This window comes from Pseudomonas sp. MEJ108 (genome assembly GCF_030208985.1).
Lineage (GTDB): Bacteria > Pseudomonadota > Gammaproteobacteria > Pseudomonadales > Pseudomonadaceae > Aquipseudomonas > Aquipseudomonas fragariae.
Genome location: NZ_JARVSW010000016.1, coordinates 1 through 17232 on the forward strand (window position 1 = coordinate 1; position 17232 = coordinate 17232).

The 17232-nt window shown below is 59.8% G+C and carries 13 protein-coding genes; 9 read left to right on the top strand and 4 right to left on the bottom strand.

The features are described from left to right. Positions 1-399: 399 nt before the first annotated feature. Positions 400-1437 carry an LLM class flavin-dependent oxidoreductase gene (locus QRN50_RS09420; RefSeq protein ID WP_011267558.1) on the bottom strand — a complete coding sequence of 346 codons (1038 nt, stop codon included), beginning with the start codon at positions 1435-1437 and terminating at the stop codon, positions 400-402. Between the two features lie 206 nt (positions 1438-1643). Then, positions 1644-1979, bottom strand: coding sequence for a hypothetical protein (locus QRN50_RS09425; RefSeq protein WP_096126776.1), 336 nt, complete (start codon positions 1977-1979; stop codon positions 1644-1646). A 323-nt stretch (positions 1980-2302) separates the two neighbouring features. Here QRN50_RS09425 and sfnG point away from each other — a divergent pair, with 323 nt between their 5' ends. Continuing rightward, positions 2303-3403 (top strand): dimethylsulfone monooxygenase SfnG, encoded by a 1101-nt coding sequence (gene sfnG / locus QRN50_RS09430; RefSeq protein WP_003407972.1) that lies wholly within the window; start codon positions 2303-2305, stop codon positions 3401-3403. Between the two features lie 320 nt (positions 3404-3723). Continuing rightward, positions 3724-5316 carry a sensor domain-containing diguanylate cyclase gene (locus tag QRN50_RS09435; RefSeq protein ID WP_024640656.1) on the top strand — a complete coding sequence of 531 codons (1593 nt, stop codon included), beginning with the start codon at positions 3724-3726 and terminating at the stop codon, positions 5314-5316. 21 nt (positions 5317-5337) lie between these two features. Here QRN50_RS09435 and QRN50_RS09440 read toward each other — a convergent pair whose 3' ends face one another. Together QRN50_RS09440 and QRN50_RS09445 are read right to left on the bottom strand one after the other, a co-directional pair. Next, positions 5338-8481 carry a multidrug efflux RND transporter permease subunit gene (locus QRN50_RS09440; RefSeq protein WP_096126775.1) on the bottom strand — a complete coding sequence of 1048 codons (3144 nt, stop codon included), beginning with the start codon at positions 8479-8481 and terminating at the stop codon, positions 5338-5340. A gap of 33 nt (positions 8482-8514) precedes the next feature. After that, positions 8515-9675, bottom strand: coding sequence for an efflux RND transporter periplasmic adaptor subunit (locus QRN50_RS09445; protein ID WP_011267562.1), 1161 nt, complete (start codon positions 9673-9675; stop codon positions 8515-8517). Positions 9676-9852: 177 nt separating this feature from the next. Between QRN50_RS09445 and QRN50_RS09450 the strand changes: the two genes are divergently transcribed. From QRN50_RS09450 to QRN50_RS09480, 7 genes are all read left to right on the top strand, one after another. Next, positions 9853-10404 carry a TetR/AcrR family transcriptional regulator gene (locus tag QRN50_RS09450; protein WP_003317850.1) on the top strand — a complete coding sequence of 184 codons (552 nt, stop codon included), beginning with the start codon at positions 9853-9855 and terminating at the stop codon, positions 10402-10404. A 174-nt stretch (positions 10405-10578) separates the two neighbouring features. Further along, positions 10579-11184: an SCO family protein gene (locus QRN50_RS09455; protein WP_003424002.1), complete on the top strand. Its 606-nt coding sequence runs from the start codon at positions 10579-10581 to the stop codon at positions 11182-11184. After that, complete coding sequence (locus QRN50_RS09460) at positions 11178-11672, top strand: copper chaperone PCu(A)C (RefSeq protein WP_024640652.1); 495 nt, start codon at positions 11178-11180, stop codon at positions 11670-11672. Before QRN50_RS09455 ends, QRN50_RS09460 begins: the two co-directional genes overlap by 7 nt. 513 nt (positions 11673-12185) lie before the next feature. Then, the gene (locus QRN50_RS09465; RefSeq protein ID WP_024642123.1) at positions 12186-13013 is read left to right on the top strand and encodes an energy transducer TonB; all 828 of its coding nucleotides are present in this window, start codon (positions 12186-12188) and stop codon (positions 13011-13013) included. 132 nt (positions 13014-13145) lie between these two features. Then, positions 13146-13874 carry a MotA/TolQ/ExbB proton channel family protein gene (locus tag QRN50_RS09470; RefSeq protein ID WP_003407988.1) on the top strand — a complete coding sequence of 243 codons (729 nt, stop codon included), beginning with the start codon at positions 13146-13148 and terminating at the stop codon, positions 13872-13874. A gap of 1 nt (position 13875) precedes the next feature. Beyond that, on the top strand, positions 13876-14277 hold the full coding sequence (locus tag QRN50_RS09475; protein ID WP_003407991.1) for an ExbD/TolR family protein: 402 nt from the start codon (positions 13876-13878) through the stop codon (positions 14275-14277). Between the two features lie 281 nt (positions 14278-14558). Continuing rightward, complete coding sequence (locus QRN50_RS09480; protein WP_096126774.1) at positions 14559-16961, top strand: TonB-dependent receptor plug domain-containing protein; 2403 nt, start codon at positions 14559-14561, stop codon at positions 16959-16961. Positions 16962-17232: the final 271 nt, after the last annotated feature.

Consider the following 17232-nt stretch of genomic DNA (forward strand, 5'->3'; position numbering starts at 1 on the left):
TGCCTACTTTGGCCCCATCAAAGTAGGTCGCCGAGGGGCGAAAAGGTGATCTGAGCCGGACCCCAACCTACCTGATATCACAGAACCGCTCTGTGACGCAGAGCGTCACGAAAGGCATTACCACGCGTGGGAACGAGAGTCGCAATGTGATTTTTGATTCTGGCCGAAGGCCGTAGGAGCGAACTTGTTCGCGAAGAAGGCTTCTCAATCGACGTATTTTTGCCGATTACACTCGCGCTTTCGCGAACAAGTTCGCTCCTACGCCCTTCGGGCAGAAGCCTGGAAGCTTTTTATTTGGAGCATCCAGGACTTGCGCATAACGATGAGTGCACAGCGTGTGGAGGATCAATATTATGGTCTGAGCAGCATTTTCCTGGGCTTCTCAGGCAATCTCAACACTCAACGAAACACCGGCACCACGTGCTTGATGAACAGCTCAAGCGACTTTTTCTTCTCGGCATGCGGCAGGCTGTTGTCGCACCAGAAGCTGAACTCGTCGACACCCAACTCCTGATAGTGACGAAGGCGCGGAATGATCTCCTCCGGGGTGCCGATCATAGTGTTCTTGCGGATATTCTCCAGCTCGAACTCCGGACGTTCCTTGAATTTCTCTTCCGGGCTGGGGGCCAGAAAACCGTTGACCGGCGTCTGTTTGTTGCCGAACCAGGCGTCGAAGGTACGGTAGAACTTCGCGATGGCGGTGGCGCCCACTTTCCAGCCTTCAGGATCATCTGCGGCATGCACATGCGTGTGGCGCAATACCATCAATTGCGGGCGGCGCACTTCGGGATTGTTGGCCAGCGCGGCTTCGAACTTGTTCTTCAGGTCGACAACTTCTTCATCACCCTTCATCAATGGGGTGACCATCACGTTACAGCCGTTCTGCACGGCGAAATTGTGCGAGTCAGGGTCGCGTGCAGCGATCCACATCGGTGGCGTGCTGATCGGCTTGGGCACGGAAGTCGAGGTCGGGAATTTCCAGATGTCGCCATCGTGAGCGTAGTCACCCTGCCACAGCGCACGTACCACCGGGACCATCTCACGCAACGCCTTGCCACCTTCGGAGGCTGGCATGCCACCGGCCATGCGGTCGAACTCCACCTGATAGGCGCCGCGTGCCAGGCCGACTTCCATTCGCCCGTTGCTGATCACATCCAGCAGCGCGCATTCTCCCGCGACCCGCAATGGATGCCAGAACGGCGCAATGATGGTGCCGGCGCCCAGATGAATACGCGTGGTCCTGGCCGCCAGATAGGCCAGCAGCGGCATCGGGCTTGGCGAGATGGTGTATTCCATCGCGTGGTGTTCGCCGATCCAGACGGTGCTGAAGCCACCTTGCTCGGCCATCAGCGTCAGCTCGGTCAGGTCCTCGAAAAGCTGGCGATGACTGACACTGTCATCCCAGCGTTCCATGTGCACGAACAACGAAAACTTCATGACACTTACCTCGCTTAAATCCTGGCGCCTGCACCGGCGTGATGAGTTATTGTTGTCTGATGGTATACCGTAATACTTTCGGTGCAAGTGTTTTTTGCGCCGCTGCTCCTCGTTGCAAAATGCAACGGCAGAAACGAAAAAAGCGCCTCAAAGGAGGCGCTTTCGGATGTTGCGGATTCAGCCGGGGCAGGCTCGATCAGTCGGCTTCAACTGCAGGCTTCGGATTCAATATAGTCAGCCGTGGAGTCGCGAATCACCGGTCCCATGCCACTCACGGCCTTAGCCTGCTCCATGATTTCCAGCGTGGAACCGGTGCCGACCAGGTTCACCGTATGGTTGGCGCAGTTATACACCCGCTTGGAGTAGATCACCCCAAGCATGCCTTCACGCCGGGTGATCACCACGCGTTCCTTTGCGCTGCCGCTTTTTTCTACCAGTGCGTGATGACCGGTCGGATCATGGGGGATGGATAGGGTTTTGCCTTCGGCATGCGCCGACAGGCCAGGGATCATCAGGGCCAGAAAACAGGCATGCAATTTCATCAGTGCTCCTGCGGATGAATGCGGGTTCGTTGGATCCAAAATTTACTACTGCAACACGATTCTGGATAGCAGGGCGAGCTGCCTCTCGTCGGCTTGTTTTCAACAAATCACACCCTGCGCCATGCCAAAAAAACCGTGAAGCTGTTGTTCCGGCAACAGCCATTCCACACCCTGGCATGGCACGGACAGTTGACGCCGCACCTTAGCCGTCACAACGCCTTGATCTGCCTGTATTTTATTCAATGGCACGGTTGCTGCTCTGTGGATGTGCAGGCCCTTGTGCTTAATGCGCTCGGGAAGCTTGCAGCCAGAGGAGTACCGATATGAGCCAATCGTCCATAAAATTTGCGTACTGGGTCCCGAACGTCAGTGGCGGGCTGGTCGTCAGCAAGATCGAACAGCGCACCAGCTGGACCATCGACTACAACCGCAAGCTGGCGCAGATCGCCGAGCAGTCCGGCTTCGACTACGCGCTGACGCAAATCCGCTTTACCGCCGGCTATGGCGCCGAATTCCAGCACGAATCCGTAGCCTTCAGCCACGCACTGTTGGCGGCGACCGAAAAGCTCAAGGTCATTGCCGCGATATTGCCCGGGCCATGGACCCCGTCGGTTGCCGCCAAGCAACTGGCGACCATTGATCAGCTCACTGCCGGGCGCGTGGCGGTCAATATTGTCAGCGGCTGGTTCAAGGGCGAGTTTCAGGCCATCGGCGAGCCCTGGCTGGAGCATGATGAACGTTATCGGCGCTCCGAGGAGTTCATTCGCGCGCTCAAGGGGATCTGGACCACCGACAACTTCACCTTCAAGGGTGATTTCTATCGCTTCCACGATTACACCCTCAAGCCCAAGCCGATCCAGCGTCCTCACCCGGAGATCTTTCAGGGCGGCAGCTCCCGTGCTGCACGTGACATGGCGGCGCGGGTGTCAGACTGGTATTTCACTAACGGCAATACTGTCGAAGGTATCAAGGCGCAGGTCGATGACATTCGAGCCAAGGCAGCCGCGAACGGGCATTCGGTGAAGATCGGCGTGAATGCCTTCATCATTGCCAGGGATACCGAAGAGGAGGCGCGGGCCGTGCTGGCCGAAATCGTCGACAAGGCTGACCCGGAAGCCGTCAACGCTTTTGGCGATGCCGCGAAACAGGCCGGCCAGTCGAGTCCGGAAGGCGAGGGTAACTGGGCCAAATCCACCTTTCAGGATCTGGTGCAGTACAACGATGGCTTCAAGACTAACCTGATTGGCACACCCCGGCAGATTGCCGAGCGCATCGTGGAACTCAAGTCCGTTGGCGTAGACCTGGTGCTTTCGGCGTTCCTGCATTTCCAGGAAGAAGTCGCCTATTTCGGCCAGTACGTATTGCCTCTGGTACGCGAACTGGAAGCTGCTGCACAACGCAAACCTGTCGCCGAGACGGCTTGACCCCGGCCAATACCGACAACCCCGCCTTGCCCCTGTAAGCCGGTCGCGCTTACCGCCCGCCATAAAATCAGGCGCCACTGTGATCCAGTGTGCGCCTGTGTCCGTATGTTCAACCCCGATCAACCCATAGACAGTTGTACGTGGCATTATGATGCCACTCTCTGGCATGCTTTTATCGATGCCAGGCCTTCCAGGTATGGCCGAGCACTTGCCGACAACGGCAGTTGATAGCGAAAGGATTGTCGATGGCCCCTGAGCAATCAGGTCCGGTTTTCAGAAAAACCAGATGCACTGGTTCTCACCTGTTGTGGAGGCAAGTTTTGAAACGCGACCTTCGGCTTGCGTCATGGCTGATCTTCGTAGTGTGCGCCTGCGTGGTGATGTTGATGGCCTGGCAAGCATGGACCGCACGCCGCAACACCCTGGAAAACATCCAGACCAGCACGATCAATCTGGCTGGAGCGCTGAGCACCTACACGGATGGTATTTTCAAGCAAAGCGAGCTGATGCTGATCGGCCTGACGGAGCGTGTCGAAAAGGACGGCGTCGGGCCTGAACAGATCGAGCGTCTCAGGTGGGTCATTGCGCGTGAAATGGGCGCGCTGCCGCAGATCGATACCGTGTCGCTGTACAACGCCGACGGGTACTGCATCTTCTCGAGCAATCCCAAGGTCATTGGCATCAACAGCGGGCAGCGCGAGTTCTTTCAGCACCACCTGCAGACGCCTGACAAAACCCCTTATATCGGCCCGACGATTCGCAGCCGTGCCTCCGGCGAATGGGTCATATCAGTCAGCAGGCGCATCAATAATCCCGACGCGAGTTTTGCCGGGCTGATGGTTGTGACCATCGGTGTCGATCACCTGTTGAAGTTCTATTCCGATATCAAGGTTGGTCGAACCGGCATCATCAGTCTGACGTCGACCGCCGGGCAATTGCGAGTGCGCTATCCCCATCTGGAGCAGGAGATCGGTCGCGATCTGTCATCGACGCCTATTTTCAAGTCGGAACGCGCCCAAGTGTCCGGTACCGCCCAGTTCGTTTCCAGGATTGACGGTGTTGCGCGTTTTTATGCGTTCAAACGCAGTGATGTCTACCCGATCGTCACCGTGGTTGCGCTGGGTCAGAAAGAAGCCATGCTCGACTGGCTGGGTCAGACCAAACAGTCCATTCTGGTCATGCTGGTGCTGCTCGGACTGGTGGTCGGACTCGGCGTTCGTCTGATCGGGCATATTCACAGTCGCATACGCGCAGAAGACCAGTTGCTCGATTCCCAGGCGGCCCTGATCCAGCTGAACCAGCACCTGGAGTTGATCGCCTCCGAAGACAAACTGACCGGGCTGGCCAATCGCAGACGTTTCGATCAGTTTCTGGAAGTCGAATTCAAGCGCGCCAGACGCGAGCGCAGCCCGCTGTCGTTGATTCTGATCGATGCCGATCATTTCAAGCGCTATAACGATCATTACGGTCACCTGGCCGGTGACGAATGCCTGATTGCGCTGGCCCGAGTGGTCGAGCAGTTCATTCGTCGTCCCAGTGACGTCGCCGCCCGTTATGGCGGTGAAGAGATTGCGGTGGTGTTGCCCGGTACTGATGAGTCGAACGCTCGCCAGGTGGCCGAGAAGATCCTGCGGGCGATCCGTGACGAGCAGATCGAGCATCCCGCCAGCCCGTTTGGCATCGTGACGATCAGCCTCGGTGTTGCGACATTCGTCGGCACGGATCGCCAACTGGATCAGCGCGGCCTGATCGAGCTTGCCGACCGAGCGTTGTATGCCGCCAAGTCGCAGGGGCGCAACCGGGTGAATGTGGCGTCGGAAATCGCGACCAGTACGTTACCGGCCTGGACCCGCGTCAAGTCCGCTACGGACGCGCAAGCCGACACGGAGCCAAGGTCGGGCCAGCGGGATTGATGCCCGCCGGCCGTCTCTGGCCTAGCGCTTCTCAGGCAGCTGCTGGTCTTCGGTAGCCTGTTGCGCATGCGGTTTGCGGCGCAGCACGGACAGGACCCAGACGAAGAATATCGGCACCAGAACCACGCCCAGCAGCGTCGCGCTGAGCATGCCGCCGATGACGCCGGTGCCGATGGCGCGCTGGCTCGCCGCCCCCGCACCGGTGGCCAGGGTCAGCGGCACCACGCCAAGGATGAAGGCCAGCGAGGTCATGACAATCGGCCGAAAGCGCAGTCGCGCAGCCTGAAGCGCCGCGTCGCGCAGTGAATGGCCCTGATCCCACAGCTCCTTGGCGAACTCGACGATGAGAATCGCGTTTTTCGCCGCCAGCCCGATGATGGTGATCAGGCCGACTTTGAAATACACATCGTTGGGCATGCCCACGGCTGTCACGGCCAGCACGGAACCCAACGCGCCGACGGGTACGATCAGCATCACCACCAGCGGGATCGCCCAGCTCTCATACAGTGCGACCAGCAGCAGAAACACCACCAGCAGCGCCAGGCCGAACAGTCCGGCCGCCTGGCCGCTGGCGACTCTTTCCTGATAGGAGAGGCCGGTCCATTCGTAACCGATGCCTTGCGGCAGCTTGGAAACGATCCGTTCGATTTCCGCCATGGCCTCGCCGGTACTGACCCCCGGCGCTGCGTCGCCGGAAATCCTGAACGCGGGGTAGCCGTTGTAGCGGGCGATCTGCACCGGGCCTTGTTCCCAGTGCGTCGAAACAAAGGCACCCAACGGCACCAGCGTGCCGCTGCTATTGGGCACGTAGAGTTTGAGCACGCTTTCCGGGGTCATTCGCGCACTTTGCTCGGCCTGCACGACCACGCGCTGCTGACGTCCGGCATTGGCAAAGTCACTGATCACCGAGGATCCGAAGGCGGTGGACAGGGCGTTGTTGATCGACTCGAAACTCACGCCAAGCGCCCGGGCTTTTTCGCGGTCGATGCTCAGGCGCAATTGCGGCGCTTCGGCCAGACCTTCCATCATCGCGTAGAGGATCTTCGGATTGCCGTTGGCCTCGCCGAGCAGCTTGTCGCGTGCCGCCAGCAAGGCTTCACGGCCCAGGCCAGCGCGGTCCTGCAGACGCAGCGAGAAACCGCCCGAGGTGCCCAGGCCGTCGATGGGCGGTGGCGTTACCGCCATCACCGTGCCGTCGCCAAGCCCGGCAAAATGCTGGTTGAACGCCACCGCTTCTTCAGCCGCCGACTGGCCCTTGCCGCGCTCCGACCAGTCCTTCAGGGTCGGGAACGCAAGACCGGCGTTTTCACCCATGCCCGAGAAGCTGAACCCCAGCAGCATGGTCACCGCGCCCGTGGCTTCACGGGACAGCATGTAGTTCTCGAGCAATTGCGCGGTGAGGTCGGTACGCGACCGGGTGGCACCGGGAGGCAGTTGCACGTCGATGATCAGATAGCCCTGATCTTCCACGGGTACAAAGGACTCCGGCAGGCGCAGGTAGAAAAAGCCCAGCAGACCGACGATACCGACGTACAGCAGCATGTAGCGTCCGGCGCGCTTGATCATGCTGGAACTGACGCGCTCGTAACGGTGGGTGAACTTGCCGAACAGACGATTGAAACCACCGAAGAAACCACGCTTTTCATGGTGCCCGGCCGGGATCGGCTTGAGCAGCGTGGCACACAGCGCCGGGGTGAACGTCAGGGCCAGGAAACCCGAAAACAGAATCGACACGGCCAGCGACAGCGAGAACTGCTGGTAGATGACCCCGACCGAGCCGCCCATGAACGCCAGTGGCAGAAACACGGCGGCCAGGACCAGCGTGATGCCGAAAATCGCTCCGGAAACCTGCTGCATCGCCTTGACCGTGGCGGCGGCGGGAGAGAGGCCTTCTTCAGCCATGATCCGCTCGACGTTCTCCACCACCACAATGGCGTCGTCGACCAGAATACCGATGGCCAGCACCATGCCGAACATGGTCATCATGTTCACCGAGAAGCCCATCAGGTACATGATCGCCAGTGTCCCTGCCAGACACACCGGGACCACGATGGTCGGGATCAGCGTGTAACGGATGTTTTGCAGAAACAGGAACATCACCAGAAACACCAGCACCATGGCTTCGATGAGGGTGTAGATCACCTTGTCGATGGCCACGTCGACGAAGCGCGAGGTGTCGTACGGTATCGAAAACCCGACGCCTTCCGGGAAATTGACCGATAGCTCGGTGAGCCGCTGCTCGACGGCTCTGGCCGTCTGGATCGCGTTGGCACCCGGCGACAGTTGCACGGCACCGGCGACGGCGCGTTGCCCGTTCAGGCGTGATTCGAAGCTGTAATCCTGGCTGCCGACCGCCACACGCGCCACATCGGACAGGTGCACCGCAGAGCCGTCTTCGTTGGCACGCAGAACGATGCGCCCGAACTCTTCCGGGTTGTCCAGCGTGCCCTTGACCGCCAGGGTGGCGGTCAACTCCTGCAGTGACGAGGTCGGGCTGCTGCCGAAACTGCCTGCCGGAACCTGCACGTTCTGCGCCCGGATGGCGGCATTCACGTCGTCGATGGACAAGCCGAAGCCCACCAGCTTCTGCGGATCGATCCAGACCCGCATCGCGGCTTCGGCGGCGAAGAATTGCAGCCTGCCGACACCGTTCACCCGGCTGATTTCGTTATTGACGTTGCGTGCCGCGTAGTCGGCCAGCGCGACAGTATCCTTGCTGGCCGCGCCGTCCTTGTAGTTCAGGGTGTAGATCAACAGAAAACCGGAGCTGGCCTGTTCGACCTGCAGGCCCTGGCTGAGGACCGTCTGCGGCAGGCGCGCTTCGGCTTTCTTGATACGGTTCTGCACCTCGACCTGAGCCAGGTCCGGGTTGGTGCCCGGCACGAACGTCACGTTGATTTCCGCGCTGCCGGTCGAGTTGCTGGTCGACTCGTAATACAGCATCCCCTTGGCACCGTTGAGCTCGTCCTCGATAACGCTGGTCACCGAATCGACCAGCACTTTCGCGGATGCGCCGGGGTAGGTCGCGGTGATGGTGATCTGCGGTGGCGCCACGTCCGGATACTGCGCCACGGGCAGGGACGGCAGCGCCATCAGCCCGGCGAGCAGGATGAACAGGGCGAGTACCCAGGCGAAGTTGGGGCGCTTGATAAAGAAGAGAGACATGGACAATGATCCTCGGTCGCGCTGAAGGCGGCTTTATTGCGCCTTGGCCTGCGGCTGGGCGGAGGGCGATTTGCGGGCGACCTTGTCACCGGCGCTGAGCCCGGTCATGTTGCCGACAATGACCTGTTCGCCTGCCTTCAGGCCTTCGGTGATCTGCCAGCGCGAATCCTGCATCGCCCCGGTTTTGACCGGACGCGCTTCGACCGTGCCGTCCTGGGCAATCACCAGCACGCGGGCGGCACCGTCACCGGAGCGCTGAACGGCACGTTGCGGAACAAGAATGGCGTTGCTGTCGACGCGTTGCGGTGTGCGTACCCGCACGTACATACCGGGCAGCAGCACGCCCTTGGGATTGGCAAAGCGGGCCCGCAACGACACCTGGCCGGTGGTCCGGTCTACTGCAACATCGGTAAACAGCAGGGTGCCGGTGCTCGTGTAGTCGGTGCCGTCGACACTCAGCGACAACGCGTCTTCGCCACCCTTGGGCAAGCGGCCTTCCTGTATTGCAGCGCGCATCTGCAAGGCCTCGGCAGCCGGCTGGGTGAAGTCGGCGTAGACCGGGTCGAGTTGTTGAATGGTGGCCAGCAGGGTGGTTTCGCCCTGACCGACCAGCGCGCCCTCGGTGACCATCGCGCGGCCGATGCGGCCCGAAATCGGCGCCTTGACGGTGGCATAGCCCAGGTTCAGCCTGGCTGTTTCCACATCGGCCTCGGCTGAACGCTTCGCTGCGACAGCGTTTTGCAGCGCGGAGCGGGCCGTGTCGAAGGTCTGACGACTCACCGCTTCAATTTCCACCAGCGACTCATAGCGCTTGACCGTAGCCTGAGTTTCGAACAACGTGGCCTGGGTCCGTGCCAGATCTCCCTGCGCCTTGGACAGCGCGGCCTTGAACGGCGCCGGATCGATCTGGAACAGCACTGCGCCGGCTTTCACGTCGGCGCCTTCTTCGAAGTTGCGGCTCAGCACGATACCGGCCACCCGGGCACGAACCTGCGCCACACGCACGGGTTCGATACGGCCGGGCAATTCGTCAACCACTGTGAACGATTCGGTGTTGACGGTAATGGCTTCCACCTCTTTGGGCGCTGTCGATGCAGCGTGATCCTGCTGCTGTTTCTGCTCGCACCCGGACAGACCCAACGCTGCCAGCAAGGCTACTGCAGGCATGACACGCCAATCGCTGAAACTACTCATCGTTCACCCGGCCGCAGCCATCAGATGCTAAAGCCGAGAATGATCCACTCTGAAAGGCGATGAGTCAATATTGACTCACATGAGGCTTTAGTGACTAATTGTGTATAGGCTTTGAGAACGCGGTAAGGTTTCTGCACAATGCGCCGCCTGCCACTTAGACGAGTTGAAGACGTACCAATGGAATTACCTGCTGACGACAAATTTCTGAAGGCCCTGGCCGTTGCGCTGGTCGACCATTCCAACGGTACGCTCAAGGATATTGCTCAGGCAGCTGGCGTCAGCAAGGCGACGCTCAACCGCTTCTGCGGCACCCGCGCCAACCTCGTGGAACTGCTGCTCAATCACGCCTCGGACCTGATGAACCAGATGGTTGCCGACGCGGATCTGCAGCATGCTCCGCCGCTGGAAGCGCTTCAGCGGCTGGTCGACAACCACCTCATGCACCGCGAAATGCTGGTCTTTCTGGTATTCCAGTGGCGCCCGGATTCGCTCGATGAAAGCAGCGGTGGGCGCCGCTGGTTGCCTTACTCCGACGCCCTCGATGCGTTCTTCCTGCGCGGTCAGCGTGAAGGTTTGTTCCGGATCGACGTCGGTGCCGCTGTCCTTACCGAAATGTTCGCAGCGCTGCTCTCCGGGATGGTCGACGCCGAACGCCGCGGCCGTGTGGCACGCGTCGGCATGGGCGCTTTGGTGACCCAGTTTTTCCTGCAGGGCGCGGCGGCACGATAAGCAGGCCTGTGCTGTTTTGTCGCATGACCTATTGCAGCCCATGAGCGCGACGTTTGCGCGTCTGCTCATGCCTTGATACAGGATTGGCGGTATTCCCCATTGTCCTTGAGTGGTAAATTCGCCGCCTTTGAATTTGTCTGAATCCACGCGCCTTATCCTCAGGGGACGCATGACATGACGCAACATCTGACACGCCGCGAGGTGGTCGCCGGCCTCTCGTTGCTGAGCCTTGGCCTGCTGACCGGCTGCGGCAGTTCCAACGCATTGCCGTTCAAGCACGGCAAGGACATGAGCAACGAGATTGTCGGCCGCAACTTCCGGCTCAAGGATTCGCAAGGCAACGTCAAGACCTTGTCCAGCTTTCGCGGCCTCATGCCGATGATCTTCTTCGGTTTCACCCAGTGCCCGGCCATCTGCCCCACGGCGCTGGCGCGGGCTGCGCAGATCAGGAAACTGATGGGCGAGGAGGGCAAAACGCTGCAGGTGGTGTTCATTACCCTGGACCCGGAGCGCGACACGCCCGAAGTGATCGACGCCTACGTGAAGGCCTTCGATCCGACCTTTGTCGCACTGTCCGGCACGCTTGAAGAAACGGCGGCAACGGCCAAGGAGTTCGGCGTATTCTTCGAGAAGGTCCCGCTGGGTGACACCTACACGATCTCGCACACTGCCACCAGTTACGTCTACGACACCCGCGGTGTATTGCGCCTGGGGTTGTCGCACAGGCTGTCCGCCCAACAATGCACCGAAGATCTGCTCACTTTGATGGAAGTATGCTGATGACCGTTCTGATTCGTAACGTCGCAAAACCGCTGTTGCTGACCCTTTCGCTGTTGGGCCTGAGCGCTCAGGCCCTGGCCGAAACACACGTCGATGACGCCTGGGTGCGTGCCACTGTGCCAGGCCAGTCAGCCACGGGCGCGTTCATGCGCATCACTGCGGACACCGACAGCAAGCTGGTCGACGTTGCTTCACCTGTTGCGAAAACCGTGCAGATCCATGAGATGAGCATGAAAGGCGATGTGATGAGCATGCAGCGCGTCAACTCGGTCGACCTGCCAGCCGGCAAACCGGTGATGCTCGATTCCGACGGCTACCACGTGATGTTCATGGGCCTGGCCGCCCAGGTCAAAGAAGGCGACCAGGTGCCTCTGACCCTGACCGTGGAAGACGCCAAGGGCGCGAAGCAATCGATCCAGGTCACCGCAGTCGCCAAGTCACTGACCAGCGACGAGCACAGCAGCCACGGCGATCACAGCGGCCATTGAGGCTTGCAGAATCGGACGCGGAGCGTCGAGTGATCTACCTGACGACTATCGTTCCTCACGCTCCAGCGTGAGAACTCCTCTCGTGACGCTCTGCGTTACAACTCTGTGCCACGCTGCTCATTCAAGAGAGGACGCAGAGCGTCCAGAACGGCATGCCCACGCGGAGCGTCGGCACGATATGATCTGCCTGACGACTATCGTTCCTCACGCTCCGGCGTGGGAATGCCTTTCGTGACGCTCCGCGTCACAACTCTGCGCCGCACTGCACATTCAAGAGCTGACGCGGAACGTCGGCACCCTAGTCTTTTCCGTACACTCATGCCGCATTCCGACCGAGTCCAAGAAAGCAGTCAATCAGGTCTTTATATGTATTTAAGATCTAACCGACGAACCAAATATTCTTTTCAGGAACAAGCCTTTTTCGGCGATGATTGCCTCGCCACTTCGGCCTTAGGAAGGTGACTGATACCAACAGAACCTGGATTTTTATCATGAAAATGCAGGAGTGTATCAATGGGCAATGTCCAGACCGCAGCCAGTGCACATGACGTGCCCTGGCGCCAGACGCCGAGTGGCGACCTGGTCGATCTTGGGCGTCCTTTCCGTGCGCCGCTGGCGTTAGCGCGGCTGCAAAGCACCCCCAAGCCGATTCTGGGGCGGCGCGAAGCCATTTTGCTCGGTGCGCTGGCGCTGGTGTTCCATGGCGCGATCATTTACTGGCTGAGCCAGAACCCGACGCCAGCGTTGCCGGTGGTGCCACCTGAAATTCCGCCGATGACCATCGAGTTTTCCCAGCCTGCGCCACCGGTTGTGGAAACACCGCCGCCAACGCCCGAGCCTGTCGTGCAGCCGGTGGTCGAGCCGCCGCCTCCGGTCGAGGACGAACTGGCCGTCAAGCCGCCACCGCCCAAACGGATTCCCAAGCCACAGCCGCCCAAACCGGTGTTCAAGCCAGCTGTAAAACCAGTGGCCAAACCGGTTGAGCAGCCACCCGCACCTCCTGTACCTGCAGCCCCTGTCGCCGCGCCTGCGCCGCCGGCAGCGCCCGCACCAAAGCCGGTGACCCCGGCCTCGGCCAGCGCGGGTTACCTGCGCAACCCGGCCCCGGAATACCCATCGCTGGCCATGCGTCGTGGCTGGGAAGGCACTGTGCTGTTGCGCGTACATGTATTGGCCAGCGGCAAACCCGGCGAGATTCAGATACAGAAGAGCAGTGGCCGCGACCAGCTCGACGACGCCGCGCTGGCGGCGGTGAAACGCTGGAGTTTCGTTCCGGCCAAGCAGGGCGATGTCGCCCAGGATGGCTGGGTCAGCGTGCCCATTGATTTCAAGATCAAATGAGGCTTCAAGATCAAATAACGTTTCAAGATCAAACCCGGCTATTCGAATGACCTGGCGAGCTACCTGAACCAAAGGCGCATCGCGACACAACCCATGCCTTGTTCAGACTTTGTTCATAGAGAGAGCTGCGCCATGAACCTGATTGCTTCGCCTTTTGAATCCATCGAACACGCGGTCATCTGGCTGCTGGTCATTTTTTCCGTCGCGACCTGGGGCCTGGCCCTGCTCAAGGGCGTGCAGTTTTCGCGCCTGAAGTCTCAGGATCGCAAGTTCCACAAGCAGTTCTGGGCGGCATCGAGCCTGGATTCAGCCGCGCAACTGGCCCACGAGCAACCGGGCGCTGCCGCTCGGGTCGCGCTGGCCGGTTACGCCGCCATTCAGGTGGCGGATGGCGCGCAGGCCCATGACCTCAGTCAGTCCATCAACCATCAGGACCGCCTTGAGCGCGCCCTGCGTCAGCAGATCGTCCGCGAGCGCCGCTCGCTGGAAACCGGTCTGGCCATCCTCGCCAGCATCGGCAGCACTTCGCCTTTCATCGGTCTGTTCGGTACGGTCTGGGGCATCATGTCGGCCCTCAAGGGCATCAGTGCGGCCGGTTCCGCGAGCCTGGAAACGGTGGCCGGGCCGATCGGCGCGGCGCTGGTGGCAACCGGTGTCGGCATTGCCGTCGCAGTGCCTGCAGTGCTGGTCTACAACTACTTTCTGCGACGCCTGAAACTGACGGCTGCCGATCTGGATGACTTTGCCCATGACTTCTATAGCCTGGCGCAGAAGAGTGCCTTCCGTGTGCTGCTGCATCCGGTATTGAAGTCCGGCGCTGCAGGCGCACACGCCGGGCAGAAAGTGCAGGAGGCCTCCTGAGATGGCTTTTTCCACGCAAGACACCGATGAAGTGCTGAGCGAGATCAACGTCACGCCGCTGGTAGACGTGATGCTGGTGCTGCTGGTGGTGTTCATCGTTACCGCGCCGCTATTGACAAACTCGATCCCGATCAACCTGCCCAAGACCGAATCGGTCGCGCCAGTGGAGCAGAAAGACCCATTGGTGGTGAGCATCGACGGGCAGGGCAAGCTGTTCATCAACAAGGACGAAATCCAGCCGGACTTGCTGGAAAGCAACCTGAAGGCGGCCAGGGACAAGGCCCCTGACGTGCGCGTGCAATTGCAGGCGGACAATGGCGTCAACTACGGGGAAGTCGCGCGCGCCATGGCCTCCATCGAACGTGCCGGGATTACCAAATTGTCGGTAATCACTGCCAGGTAAAAGATTCATACCACCTACAGTTTCAACAGTTTCGGGCCGCATCCTCAGGCAGGTGCGGCCTTTTTTTGTCTGCATCGCAGGCATTTTTCAGTACTGACACAAATGCAGAAGCTTATTCGTTATTGATATTTAAATATTTAAATCAATGTCATTAAGCTATATCGCATCGGACTACCGGAACATTAATCAGACACCGTAATGATCGCCACCGTCCGCCGCACGGATCGCTCGTTGTAACCAGAACAGAGTTTCTGGATCAGGGATTTTCAAGGGGTAGTGGTATGGGGAATTTCAAACGCAGTGTATTGGCCACGGCGATTTTTTCAGCCAATTTGCTGAGCGTCGCGGGCATCAGTGCAAGTGCATTCGCCGCAGAAGCGACAGATGAAGCAAACACTCAGGGTGCGTCCACCATGGGTACAGTGATCGTGACCGGCACCCGTGCGCAGGAGCGTACCGCCAGCGCCTCGCTGTCGCCTATCGATGTGATTTCCGGTGACAGCCTGCGCAGTTCCGGCTCCAGCGAACTGGGCACCGTGCTGGCACGTTTGATCCCTTCGATCAATTTCCCCCGGCCGAGCCTGGTGGACGGTGCGGAGCTGACGCGTCCGGCGCAACTGCGCGGCCTGTCGCCGGATCAGGTGCTGGTGCTGGTCAATGGCAAGCGCCGCCATACATCCGCCTTCGTCAATCTGGGCGGGGCGGTCGGACGCGGTTCGGCACCTGCCGACCTGAATGCCATCCCGCTGTCGGCCATCGACCATATCGAAGTCCTGCGCGACGGTGCGTCGGCACGTTACGGGTCCGATGCCATCGCCGGGGTGATCAACATCATTCTCAAAAGCGCCGACCACGGCGGGTCGATTTCCAGCCAGTACGGCCAATACAAGAAGGGCGACGGGATCCAGCGCCAGGTGTCGGGCAATACCGGTTTTGCTTTAGGCGACAATGGCACGTTCAACCTTTCCGGTGAAGGTGCCAACAATGACTACACCAACCGTGCCGGTGACGACTTTCGAGCGTCCAGTGTCGGGTCCACCACTTACGGTCAGCAGGTGTTTCGCCAGGGCGAGCCACAGACGCACGAGGGCAAGCTGCAGTACAACGCTGAATACAGCTTCAATGATGCGGCGGAGTTCTATAGCTTCGGGGGCTACAGCAAGAGGCGTGGCGAAACCGCCGGATTTTATCGGCCGAGCAATGCCTCGAATAACATTGCGGCGATTTATCCCAACGGCTATCTGCCGCTGATCAATGGCACGCTCGAAGACATCTCGCTGGTCGCGGGCCTGCGCGGAGAGCTGGCGTATGACTGGCACTACGACGTGTCCGCCAACTATGGCAAAAACTCCTATGAGCTGCGCACCAAAACCATCAACACCTCATTGGGACTGAACACGCCGCGCTCGTTCTACAACGGCACGCTGACCAATGATCAGAAGCAACTGAGCCTCGATCTGTCCAGAGAATTCAATACAGCGTGGTTGCCTTACCCGGTATCGGTTGCGTTTGGCGCGGAATACCTGCGTCAGGGCTATCAGATCGAGGCAGGGCAAGCGGAGTCGTATTTCCAGACCGGCAGTTCCGGGCTGGGCGGTTTCCGTGCGGCGGATGCCGGCAGTTACTCGCGACACAACTTCGCCCAGTATCTGGACCTGGAAACCAATCTGACCGAGAAACTGGGCGTGTCGGCGGCCGTTCGCCACGAGGACTACAGCGATTTCGGCTCCAATGTCAGCGGTTCACTCTCGGCGCGCTACGATTTCACTCCGCAGGTGGCCTTGCGAGGCAGCGTATCGACAGGCTTCCGCGCGCCTTCGCTGGCGCAGCAGAATTTTGCCTTCACGTCGTCGCAGCTGATTGGCAACACCCTCCAGGAAGCGGGCACGTTTCCGGCCGGCAGTAACGTTGCACAACTGTTGGGCGCCGAAGACCTCAAACCGGAAAAGTCCCGTAACTACAGCCTTGGCCTGGTACTCCAGCCGCTGAACAGCCTGACCTTGACTGCCGACGTCTATCGCATCGACATTCAGGACCGTATCTCGCTGTCTTCCAATCTGGTGCTCAATGACACCGCCATCAATTACCTGCGCAGCAATGGCGTAGGCGATATCAACTACACCAGTGCCCGCTATTTCACCAACGCCACGGACACCAGCACCGATGGCGTCGATCTGGTCGCCAGTTACCGCTATCAGTTCGACAACGGCGTGCGCTGGAACAGCACGGTGGGTTACAACTACAACCACACCAAAGTCACCGACGTGAAGGCCAACCCGGCGATTCTCGATCAGTTGGGGGTGAATCTGGTACGGGTAGACCGCAGGGAACGCATCGGTTTGCTGGGCGACACCACGCCACAACACAAACTGACACTGGGCAATGACCTGACGTTCGGTAACTGGGCGTTGCACTCCAACCTGGTCCGCTACGGCGAGTTCACCAGCTATCAGGCCGACAAGGTCAACGACCAGACCTTCAGCGCCGCCTGGCTGCTGGACCTGGCGGTCGACTACAAGCTCAAGAGCTGGGTCTTCACCCTGGGCGGCGACAACGTCACCGACAAATACCCGGAGAAGCTCAACGACTTCTCCTCCAGCGGCGGCAACCTGGCCTACAGCACGTTCTCACCCTACGGGTACAGCGGCGCTTATTACTACGGCAAGGTCACGTATAACTGGTAGCGCGATTTGCCGCTGACTGTCGTTCCAATGCGTTGAGTTTGTATAAAGCTCGTGATGCTGCAACACGACGCTATGCCTTGCTCCTGGGCACTGCACATAAACGAAAGCGCTTTTTTGGCGCGATAGCACTGACGACGCAAATTGCGACGTAAGTGACGGCTGAGTCCTGACGCTGATCCGGGAGTAACTCGGCAGGACGCCGAGTTAGCCGCGCCGGGCCCAGACTGTGTAAAAACCCAAGGTAAACCTTTGCTATGATTCCCCAGGATTT